A 10,685-nucleotide genomic window follows, 5' to 3' on the forward strand; every position below is an offset into this window, starting at 1 on the left:
ATTTGCAGGGCATCGAACGCCGCCTTGAAAAACTGCCGACTGACCCTTACAGCGATCGTGCACGCATGCTGAAGGTGCAGGCCACAGAGCAGGCGTGGCAAACATGGCGCAATAAACTGCCCCCGCAGCGTCAGGATGATGCTGAAGTTCAGGCGATTCGCTGGATGCTGGAGGAGTTGCGGATTAGCTATTTTGCTCAGCAGCTGGGCACACCTTATCCTATCTCTGATAAGCGTATTCTGCAGGCGATGGAACAAATTAGCTGAGTCACCCTAAGCACAGAGGCGCTCTTTCTGCGCCTCTGTGAGTGAAATATCGCTGACTGCGCATGAAACACCCTGGCGCGAAGAAGGTGCGCGATTCTGTGGCGAAAATCTTATTTCGCCAGCTCTTCCAGACTGTCTTTAAACGACGTCACCGCGATGGCACGGTTATCCGCGCGATAACGGTCCGCCGGTGCGGGTGCAGAGCTTTGCACGGCAATCAGTTTCCAGCCATCACCACTTTTCAGTAGCAGCGGCGATCCGCTGTCGCCTGGCAACGTATCACATTGATGCGACAACACCGCGCGTTGCGCCCAGCCGGTAATCAGGCAGTCGCTGTGAGAATAGAGCGTGTCGAGGTGATCAGCAGGGTAACCGGCTTGTGTCACTTTGCGTTCGGTGGTTTTCAACGCATCGGTTAAATCGCTACGTGAGCCGTCAAATAAGGGGATGGGTACGATACCCGACGGCGGATTATGCAAAATGACCAGCCCGTAATCGTAAGGTGCCGCACCTGGTGGCACGATCCAGCCCTCACCATCGGCCTGTAGCCTGCGCGCCAGTGAAGGTTCTACACGCGCATCAATATCATGTATTTCGTAACGCCAGCCTTTAGCACCTGACATAAAACGCAGCGCCACCGGTTTATCAAATTTACCCGGAGGGGCGAGCAGGCAGTGTCCAGCGGTTAATGCCAGATGGGCGGATATCAGGGTGGCCGTGCAGAGGTTGCCACTTTCGGTCTCCAGTTGGCCAATGGCATCCCAGGGAGCGGCACTCACATCCGTAATGGCTTTGCGGTGGTCTTTGCCAAAAAATAGCGTCTTGATGTCTTCCGGGCTTGGCCCATCTTCATCATCGGCATGTGCTGCGAGGTTAAAACTGAAAATTCCAACAAGTAACAGGATAGCCAGGCGCATAGTTCTCTCAATGGCGAGAATAAGAAGAGGTTATTGTCATCACGCTTGAGCGATAACTATAGTCGGAGAGCGGGAAAAAAGGGAGAAATATTGGAGTAATCAGCACGCTACAACGACTAGATAAAAAAGCTGGCTGCAACAATGCCGCACAGGATCATCACAATCAGGATAATTTCGAAGCGATAGCGACGCACCATTTTTCGCTACTCCAGTAAATAAACACCCGGCATAACCGGGTGTTTTCAATCGTTAATGCGGTGTTGGCGCTAAGAGGCCGGCTTATTTAGCCGCTTTTTTCACTTTGTGGTGCTTTTTAGCAGCCTGAGCTTTCTGTGCAGCTGGTTTGGTTACTTTTTTGTGGTGCTTTTTAGCAGCCTGAGCTTTCTGTGCAGCTGGCTTGGTTGCTTTTTTGTGGTGCTTTTTAGCAGCCTGGGCTTTCTGTGCAGCTGGCTTGGTTGCTTTTTTGTGGTGCTTTTTAGCAGCCTGGGCTTTCTGTGCAGCTGGCTTGGTTGCTTTTTTGTGGTGCTTTTTAGCAGCCTGAGCTTTCTGAGCAGCTGGCGCTTTCTTCGCTACTTTTTTGTGTTTCTTAGCTGCCTGAGCTTTCTGGGCAACTTTCTTATGATGAACTGCTTTGTGCTTAACAGGTGCTGCGGTAGTGGTAGCGGCAGCAGCCGGAGCAGCTGTAGTGGTCTCAGCAGCGAAAGCAACAGAAGACATACCCATAGCAGCGGCGATCACCAGTGCAACTAATTTTTTCATCGCAAAATCCTCGAACTATTTTTTCATGTGTAGCCCACTGCGGGGCCGGTGAAAGAACTATATGAAAAACAATTCGGTCTTTCCGTGAGGCATTGGTATCGGCGTGTAACGGAATGTACAAAGGCGGGTAAAGGAAGCGAAAAGGGGCGGCCGATCGGGCCGCCGCGCAGTTTACTCAGTGAGATAGCGTTGTTCAAGGTGCTGACGGAAATAGTGCGGATTCAGTGTTTCACCCGTGGCATTCACCAACAGTTGCTGCGTCGGGAAGCGGCTGCCGTGCTGCCAGATGTTCTGCTGTAACCAATCAAACACCGGCTGCAACTCCCCGTTACGGATCAGCTCATCCACTTGCGGGATAGCGCGCTTTACCGCCTGGAACAGCTGGGCGGCGTACATGGCACCCAGCGTATATGTTGGGAAGTAACCAAAGGCGCCATCGGTCCAGTGAATGTCTTGCATGCAGCCATCACGGTAGTTGCCACGCGTATCCATCCCCAGAGACTGCTGCATTTTCTCATCCCACAGCGCAGGGATGTCATCAACTTCAATCTCGCCTTCAATCAACGCACGTTCGATTTCGTAACGCAGAATCACATGAGCTGGATAGCTCAGTTCATCGGCATCCACGCGGATAAAGCCCGGCTTCACGCGTTGTGTCTGGCGAACAAAGTTATCCAGCGCTAATGCGGGCTGGTTACCCATCAGGGCGACGACCTGCGGATGAATATGCTGCAGGAACGCCTTGCTGCGGCCCAACTGCATCTCCATAAACAGGCTTTGTGATTCATGCATGGCGGTTGATCGCGCATGTGCCACCGGTTGTCCACGCCATTGCTGCGGCAAATTCTGCTCGTAACGTGCGTGGCCGGTTTCGTGGATCACGCCCATCATCGCACTCAGAAAATCGTTCTCATTGTAACGTGTGGTAATACGCACATCTTCTGGCACGCCTCCACAGAAGGGGTGAGCGCTGACATCCAGGCGGCCATGATTGAAATCAAAGCCCAGCGTTTTCATCACACTCAAGCCGAGCTGTTTCTGCGCTTCAACAGCAAAGGGACCCACCGGCGCCGCGATGGCGGTTTTCTGCTGCTTCTCGACGGCTTTCTGTAGCAGCGAGGGTAGCCAGCTTTTTAATTCGCCAAAGGTATTGTCGAGTTGTGCACTGGTCATGCCCGGTTCGAACACATCCAGTAACGCGTCATAACGAGAGACACCCAGCGCTTCGGCGCGTAACCGGGCTTCCTCACGGCTGAGTTTCACCACCTCTTTTAGGTTAGCCGAGAAGCCTTGCCAGTCGTTGGCAGGGCGCTGTTGGCGCCAGGCATGCTCACAACGCGAACCGGCCAGCGATTTGGCTTCAACCAACGAAGCAGGCAGAATCGTTGCCTGCTGCCACGCACGCTGCATCTCGCTCAGGTTAGCTTGCTCTACGTCGTTCAACGATTCCTGCTGGGCGGCATCGAATAAGCCGCCAAGGCGTTTATCGGTCAACAGTTCATGCATAAACACACTGAGTTCCGCCATGGCTTCACCGCGCGCCTGGCTGCCGCCGGGTGGCATAGTGGTTTGCATATCGACACCGGCAATAGCCCCAAGATGGCCAAAGCGTGCCAGGCGCTGGAAAGTTTTGCTAAGTTCCTGATAAGCAGAAGTCACAATTAAAGCTCCTTATGACGGTAAACGGGGCGAAATATCTCGCAAGGGTAGATCAACCGGCCAGCAGAAGCGAACGCTGGCACCACCGAGCGGACTGCTCTCAATAGTGACCTGTCCCTGCAGTGCCTGCGCAATAGAGTGGACAATCGCCAGCCCGAGCCCACAGCCGCCGGTCGCGCGATCGCGACTAGGGTCGAGACGCACAAAAGGTTCAAAAACGCGTGCGCGCTCTTCAGGTGGAATACCTGGACCATCATCTTCAACCTGTAAATTACCGATGGCGCCGTCAAACCACAGACTGACGCGCAGACGCTGTTGGGCATAACGCAGCGCATTGTTCACCAGATTATCCAGTACGCGTTCCATCAAACGGGTATCGGCGGAACCCACATTCTCAAGTTGCGGAATATCCAGCGCGATATGCGCTTGAGGATTCATGGTTTGCACATCTTCGATATGCACACGCAACCACTGCGCCAAATCAAACGACTGAAGGTTAAGATCGACACGCGGGCGGTCGAGGCGCGCATAGGTTAACAGCTCTTCAATCAGGCTCTCCAACTGGCCGACGTCACGGTTCAACGCAGCCGACTCGGCGTCACTGAGGTTATCGCTCATTTCCAGGCGATAGCGCAGTCGAACCAGCGGTGTCCTTAACTCATGGGCGATGCCATCAATCAGCTGCTTTTTGCTGGCAACCAGCGTATTGATATTGTCCGCCATCTGGTTAAACGCCACGCCGAGGCTGTGCAGACTCGATGTACTTTCAAAATGGGTACGCACATCCAACTCACCGCGACCAAAACGTTGCGCGGCTTTTTCCAGCCGCTGCATCTCCTGCCAGTGCGGACGTAGCCAGATAAACACCGGCAGCGCCAACGACATGCCGATAAACGCCAGCAGCGCGATATCCAGAATGCGCATCTGATGCAGATAAAACAGATAAGGGATCGGGCCGACCGACAGCACATAATGGCTGCGCGGTATGTGCTGCAGGAAAGTGTATTGATCGTCGAGTGCGACGATTTCACCGGCGCGCAGGCGGCGCATATCAGGCTCATCCAGCTGATATTTACTCAACGGTTCGATATGCAACTCAAAAGACAAATCGAGATCGAGATTGCGGATGGTTTTATTCCAGTCACGCGGGGGGATCTCACGCAATTCACTGCGCATGAGAAACAGCGAACTCGCCATCAAATCATTCATTGACTGGCGGCCCGCACGCTCAGCGGTGAACTTGTACACCAAGCCCACCAGCAAAGTCATCACCAGAAAGCAGACGAACAGCAGCAGATAGAACTGGATAAAGAGCTTTCTCATGCGGAGCGGGTATCCCAGGCCTGAGGCGCGAACAGGTAACCTTTATTGCGGATGGTTTTGATGCGGAACGGTTCGGTGGCGCTGTCATACAGTTTTTTGCGCAGACGAGAAATCGCCACATCAATACTGCGATCCATGCCGTCATAGCTCACCCCTCGCAAGGTTTTCAGCAATGCATCACGATTCAGGATCTGGCCTGCATGCGTGGCCAGCTCCCACAGCAGATCAAAATCGGCGGTGGAGAGGGTGATGTTCTCGTCAAACAGCGTGACCTGGCGATTGAGGGAGTCGATAGTCAGTGAACCAAAACGCAAAACCCGCTGTGAACTTTGAATAGCGGGCGCCACTTCAGGCTGAGAACCCTGCGCCTGGCGCAGATGCAGACGCAAGCGTGCCAGCAGAACAGCGGGCGGCGTGGTTTTCAGAATGTAATCGTTGGCGCCCATCTCCAGCGCCAGAATGTGGTTCATGTCACTGTCGAGCGATGTCAGCAGCACAATCGGCCCTGACCAGTGCGCGCGCAAGTCGCGGCAAACGGTCATGCCATCTTTGCCCGGCAACATAATATCCAGTAGCACCAGATCGGGATCGGCTTCTAAAATAGTCGCTTCAGCACGGTCACCGCGCGTTTCAACAGTCACTTCAATATCGTGGCGGCCAAGATAAGCGGCGATCAATTCACCGACTTCTGGCTCATCTTCCACATAGACAATTTTGTTCATATTTCACGGTAAGTGATGAGAATGACAGCAGCATAACTTTTCCTGGTCCTGAGCTCTACGCTATCGCACGAAATATCCCTGCCTGACTGGTATAATTACGGTGAAATGTGCCATTATTAGCGGCGCGTTGTAGCGCAAGGTTCGGAACCGTAACGAAAACCAGGAGGAGTGCGAGGGTGTCTGATAAAGAGCTGGCTTCAGCCGGATACAGTGACCGCATCTGCTTCAATTACAGCGATTTTCTCTCTGCTTCCTGCAAAAAACGCTGGAGTTTCGTTGACGCCATTTACGGTGTCATGCCGATTTTTGGCATGGTGACGCGTAAATCTGCACACGGCTTAGCGGCAAGCGACGATCATCTGAAAGAATTAGCATTACAAATCATTTCAACGCAGGTCAGCGACGAGATCAATATCGCGCGACTGATTACTCTCGCGGAACAACAGCACATCAGCCGTTTTGACATTCAACTGCCTTATCCGTTGTCAGAAGATCAGCTGGACGCGATTCATCAGGAATACCGTAAAGCGCTCAATCTGACACAGCAGGATGACCTGCTGTGCGTCTCAATCCCGGTTCAACCTCACTAATTACTGCGTAAGCTGCCACATTGCTGGCAGTGCTGCCGCAATCAGTAATCCAATCGCGATGCGCTCAAGTTGTGACAACACTCTATTACCACGGCCGCCGCGTCGCGCGTAAAGGAACAGCAGTAATCCCGGCGCATAAAGCACCACAGACAACAGCAGGTGCAGCGGGCCAGAAGCATAAAGCAACCAGAATCCGTAGGCACTGGCACCCAATCCTACCGCCAATGCCAGCGGATTTTTTTGTCCGCGAACCACTTTAATTAAATACAGCCCCACCAGCAGATACGGCACCAGAATCATCTCTGACGCGATGGTCAGCAGCGTATTATAATCTGCGCCAGTGACCGCAATCAGGATCAGACAAACCTGCACGCTGCCGTTGGTGAGCCACAACGAAGCGGCTGGCGAATTGTGACGATTCTGCCGCGCAATGCTGCGGGGAAAAGCCCCTTGCTGTGCCGCCAGAAAAGGGACTTCTGCCGCCATAATTGTCCAGCTTAAATACGCGCCACACACGGAAATAATCAGACCCACCGCAATCACCGTATTGCCCCAATGCCCTAACAGATGCTGCATCAAGCCGGCCATGGAGGGATTTCGCATTTGCGCCAACTCTGCACGCGGCACCACGCCCAGTGCAAGCAGGGTCACCAGTAAGTAAACCAGCAGTGCCGCGATAACCGCCAGCATGGTGGCGCGTCCCACATCTTTCTTATGACGTGCCCGCGCGGAGACTACCACGGCGCCTTCCACACCAATGAAGACCCACAAAGTAATCAACATGGTCTGCTTGACTTGCTGCCAGAGTGGCTGGCCCAGCGCGGCGCCGCTGAAGTCAAAGTGGAAGCGATCGTAGTTGAATGCGAGTAAAGCCAACACCACAAACAGCAGCAGCGGTACCAGTTTCCCCAGGGTAGCGAGCAGGTTGATGCTGGCAGCCGTTTGCACACCTCGTAACACCAGCCAGTGCACCAGCCATAAAAGTACCGACGCACCGAGCATCGCTTGCCAGGTATTGCCATCGCCGAATACCACGTGGTCAGGCGAATCGGTGAAGAAACTCAGCGCCGAAAAGACAATCACCAGATAAGAGACGTTGGCGATGACCGCACAGAGCCAGTAACCCCATGCGGAACAAAATCCGACTAACTCACCAAATCCGGCGCGTGCATAGGTAAAAATCCCGCCGTCCAGTTCGGGTTTTAAGCGCGTCAGCAGCAGCATGGCTAGCGCAAGAAACAGGATGCCGACACCGGTGATCAGCCAGCCAATCAACAGAGCCGCGGGACCAGCGACGGCAGCCATATTTTGCGGCAGGCTAAATACACCCGCACCGAGCATGGAGCTGAGTACCAGCGCGGTGAGCGCGCTCAGACCTAATTTTTTATCCAAAACACCATTCCTGGACAGCAGAGTATGCTGGGTAGTGACGATTCCGCTGGAGTGTAACGTGGCAATTGGCCGATTTTGAAACGGAATACCCTGAAAACAGGCGAAGGATTTTACGGAGAGCGAAAAGGGAAGGCAATGCAGGATTATGCAGATCTGCGCACAGACTATGCAAACAGATGAGCAGGGCGACGAAAGCCGCCCCGCAAGCGAATTACTTGAACAGATCCGCGGTCACGGTCAGGTTGCCACCGCTTTGGTTAGACCACTGACGCGTGATGTGATAGTACTTCGCACCTTTTTCCACGGCACGTTTGCCCACAGCATCAGAGATCTCTGTTGGCGTACCGAAGTGGTCAGAGAAGGTGATGGTATCAAACGGCTGCATCTGAGCCGCAGTAATCGCATTCACTTCCTGCACGCTACGGCCATCCGCCAGTTTCACCGTATAACGTTCACCGGTGGAGCTTTGCGTTTCAAAGAAACGGCCTACGCTACGACTTGGCGTATCAGAAGAGGCAACGCCAGGGATAGCCACTTTCTTCGCTTCTGCACCGCCCGCGGCTAAAGCGGCTTTACCGGCTTCAGAATCGGCTGGGATGGAATCGGAGACGCTCTGCACTTTGCGCTCTGGTGCATCGGCTTTATAGACATAAGCCGTCACGTACTGGTTGCCACCGTTGTTGGCATCAACCTGACGCACAATAAAGAAGGAGGCTGCGCCTTTGTCTTTTGCCTGTTTAGCTATCGCTTCATTCACATCAGGCTGGCTGGAGAAAAAGCCATTGACGGAAACGGTATCGAATGGCTCTAAACGATACGCTTCCGCTTTCGGCAATTCTTTCACGCCGTTAAACATACGGTATTTGGTGGTCTCATCCGCTTTTGGCGCATTCGCTTTGTAAAGATCCGCCGTTACGCGCCAGTTGCCGCCGTTGCCGTTGGTATCGTTAATGCCCTGCACATAGAAGGAGTCAGCGCCTTTTTCATCGGCTGCTTTGGAGATGGCATCGGTGGCATCGCCAATAGCATTAAAGCGACCGTTGATATTAATACGTTTGAATGGCTTCAACGCGGCCGCTTGTTCTGGCGTCAACTCTTTGGCGGCAAATGCATTTGCTGCCAACAGTGATAACAAGGTGGTCGCCAGAATGGTGTTCTTCAGCTTCATAAAAATGATCCTTCGCCTTACGCAAAATGAGTACGAAAACGTGCTGGACTCTTGATGTATAACAGATTAGCCGCTGATTATTGCATGTAATAATCAACCTGTCTCAGCCAATTTATGCGCATAAGATTGACAATCTCCGCAAATTATTCATCGACATGTCATTTACCTATGCTATGGCTTTTTTTTGACCGCTTTACCACTTATTCTGGTAACACATAGCATCATAATGGTTAAGGTATTGTTAAATAAAGGTTTTTAAAAACACTAAATTCGACATGACACGATTTTGCGCAGCAGAATATTTTTTATTATGTCGCAAAACTAGTGGCAAAAGGTGGCATTCAATCTTTGCATCTGAATATTAGTGTGAATGTCATAAGTGTGCGTTATCGCTGTGGATCACTTTTCACATTTTCAGTAGGTTATAAAGACTTTGTTACATTGCGCATTTTGCTCATAAAAAACTGAAACGCTGTTTCAGCCTTATGGGCTTGTGCCACTTACAGAACCTCATCCTTTAATTGTTGAAAGGAAACAGTATGTTAATTGGGATACCCAAAGAGCGGTTAGCCAATGAGTCGCGCGTTGCTGCAACGCCAAAGACCGTTGAGCAACTGATCAAGCTGGGATTCAGCGTCACGGTCGAGCAGGGCGCAGGTATTCGCGCAAGTTTTGACGATGAGAGCTTTATCGCCGCTGGTGCCACTGTCAGCACCACCGAAAGTGTCTGGCAGTCTGACATCGTGTTAAAAGTGAATGCGCCAGACGATCAGGAGATCGAACTGACACGCGCGGGCAGCACTTTAGTTAGCTTTATCTGGCCCGCACAAAATCCGGCACTGCTGGAAAAACTGGCGGCACGTCAGGTTACCGTCATGGCGATGGATTCTGTGCCACGTATTTCTCGTGCCCAGGCACTGGATGCGCTGAGTTCCATGGCGAACATCGCGGGTTACCGTGCGATTGTAGAAGCGGCACACGAATTTGGTCGCTTCTTTACCGGCCAAATCACCGCAGCCGGTAAAGTACCACCCGCCAAAGTGATGATCATCGGTGCGGGCGTGGCGGGTCTGGCGGCAATCGGTGCAGCGGGCAGCCTTGGGGCTATCGTTCGTGCGTTTGATACCCGTCCAGAAGTGAAAGAACAGGTGCAGAGTATGGGCGCCGAGTTCCTTGAGCTGGATTTCGAAGAAGAAGCCGGCAGTGGCGATGGCTATGCCAAAGTGATGTCAGAAGCCTTTATTAAGGCAGAGATGGAGCTGTTTGCCGCGCAGGCGAAAGAAGTCGATATCATCGTCACTACCGCTTTAATCCCGGGCAAACCGGCACCGAAGCTGATTACCGCTGAAATGGTTGCCAGCATGAAGCCAGGTAGCGTGATTGTCGATCTGGCGGCAGCAACCGGCGGTAACTGTGATCTCACGGTAGCTGATCAGGTGACTTTAACCAGCAACGGTGTGAAGATCATTGGTTATACCGATCTGCCTAGCCGTCTGCCAACACAGTCCTCTCAGCTTTACGGTACCAATCTGGTCAACCTGCTGAAACTGCTGTGCAAAGAGAAGAACGGCGAAATCACCGTCGACTTCGAAGACGTTGTGGTACGTGGCGTCACCGTGATTCGTGACGGCGAAGTCACCTGGCCAGCGCCACCGATTCAGGTATCTGCTGCACCGAAAGCGGCGCAGGCGGCCATTGAGCCAAAAGCAAAAGTGGAAGCCAAACCGGTTTCACCGTGGCGCAAATATCTGCTGCTGGCATTGGCTGTGGTGCTGTTTGCCTGCCTCGCTAACGTGGCACCGCCAGAATTCCTCTCCCACTTTACTGTCTTCGCACTCTCCTGTGTCGTCGGTTACTACGTGGTGTGGAACGTCAGTCACGCTTTGCAT

10 protein-coding genes are annotated in these 10,685 nt (G+C 52.8%); 3 read left to right on the plus strand and 7 right to left on the minus strand.

The genetic code is table 11. The features are described 5' to 3' along the window. Window positions 1–266, plus strand: a 266-nt coding sequence (locus H7A81_RS22010; protein ID WP_182058729.1) for a DUF3418 domain-containing protein, incomplete at its 5' end; no start/stop codon positions are given. A 110-nt stretch (window positions 267–376) separates the two neighbouring features. Here H7A81_RS22010 and H7A81_RS22015 read toward each other — a convergent pair. The 5 genes from H7A81_RS22015 to rstA all read right to left on the minus strand — a co-directional run bounded on the left by H7A81_RS22015 (window position 377) and on the right by rstA (window position 5,646). Continuing rightward, on the minus strand, window positions 377–1,183 hold the full coding sequence (locus tag H7A81_RS22015; RefSeq protein ID WP_034821307.1) for a serine protease: 807 nt from the start codon (window positions 1,181–1,183) through the stop codon (window positions 377–379). Between the two features lie 279 nt (window positions 1,184–1,462). Next, entirely contained in the window at window positions 1,463–1,942 is a 480-nt protein-coding gene (gene asr / locus H7A81_RS22020; RefSeq protein ID WP_160867390.1) for an acid resistance repetitive basic protein Asr, read from the minus strand. A 171-nt stretch (window positions 1,943–2,113) separates the two neighbouring features. Further along, window positions 2,114–3,601: a carboxypeptidase M32 gene (locus tag H7A81_RS22025; RefSeq protein WP_182058730.1), complete on the minus strand. Its 1,488-nt coding sequence runs from the start codon at window positions 3,599–3,601 to the stop codon at window positions 2,114–2,116. Between the two features lie 12 nt (window positions 3,602–3,613). Continuing rightward, a complete protein-coding gene (gene rstB, locus H7A81_RS22030) occupies window positions 3,614–4,924 on the minus strand; it encodes a two-component system sensor histidine kinase RstB (RefSeq protein ID WP_182058731.1) in 1,311 nt (436 codons plus the stop codon). After that, complete coding sequence (gene rstA, locus H7A81_RS22035) at window positions 4,921–5,646, minus strand: two-component system response regulator RstA (RefSeq protein WP_034830927.1); 726 nt, start codon at window positions 5,644–5,646, stop codon at window positions 4,921–4,923. Before rstA ends, rstB begins: the two co-directional genes overlap by 4 nt. 176 nt (window positions 5,647–5,822) lie before the next feature. Between rstA and H7A81_RS22040 the strand changes: the two genes are divergently transcribed. Then, window positions 5,823–6,236, plus strand: a complete 414-nt coding sequence (locus H7A81_RS22040; RefSeq protein WP_038646835.1) for a hypothetical protein — start codon at window positions 5,823–5,825, stop codon at window positions 6,234–6,236. On the opposite strand, the gene H7A81_RS22045 is transcribed toward H7A81_RS22040, so the two are convergent. Together H7A81_RS22045 and ydgH are read right to left on the minus strand one after the other, a co-directional pair. Continuing rightward, window positions 6,237–7,628: a basic amino acid/polyamine antiporter gene (locus tag H7A81_RS22045; protein ID WP_166935073.1), complete on the minus strand. Its 1,392-nt coding sequence runs from the start codon at window positions 7,626–7,628 to the stop codon at window positions 6,237–6,239. Between the two features lie 211 nt (window positions 7,629–7,839). Next, entirely contained in the window at window positions 7,840–8,796 is a 957-nt protein-coding gene (gene ydgH, locus H7A81_RS22050) for a DUF1471 family protein YdgH (protein WP_160867386.1), read from the minus strand. A 539-nt stretch (window positions 8,797–9,335) separates the two neighbouring features. Between ydgH and pntA the strand changes: the two genes are divergently transcribed. Continuing rightward, on the plus strand, window positions 9,336–10,685 hold a 1,350-nt coding region (pntA, locus tag H7A81_RS22055), incomplete at its 3' end, for a Re/Si-specific NAD(P)(+) transhydrogenase subunit alpha (RefSeq protein ID WP_182058732.1).

The organism is Pantoea sp. ME81, assembly GCF_903970985.1.
GTDB lineage: Bacteria > Pseudomonadota > Gammaproteobacteria > Enterobacterales > Enterobacteriaceae > Pantoea > Pantoea communis.

Bases quoted from the DNA above. Each gene is read 5' to 3' on its own strand.
- H7A81_RS22015 (WP_034821307.1), bottom strand. From the start codon at position 1,183: ATGCGCCTGGCTATCCTGTTACTTGTTGGAATTTTCAGTTTTAACCTC.
- asr (WP_160867390.1), bottom strand. From the start codon at position 1,942: ATGAAAAAATTAGTTGCACTGGTGATCGCCGCTGCTATGGGTATGTCT.
- rstB (WP_182058731.1), bottom strand. From the start codon at position 4,924: ATGAGAAAGCTCTTTATCCAGTTCTATCTGCTGCTGTTCGTCTGCTTT.
- rstA (WP_034830927.1), bottom strand. From the start codon at position 5,646: ATGAACAAAATTGTCTATGTGGAAGATGAGCCAGAAGTCGGTGAATTG.
- ydgH (WP_160867386.1), bottom strand. From the start codon at position 8,796: ATGAAGCTGAAGAACACCATTCTGGCGACCACCTTGTTATCACTGTTG.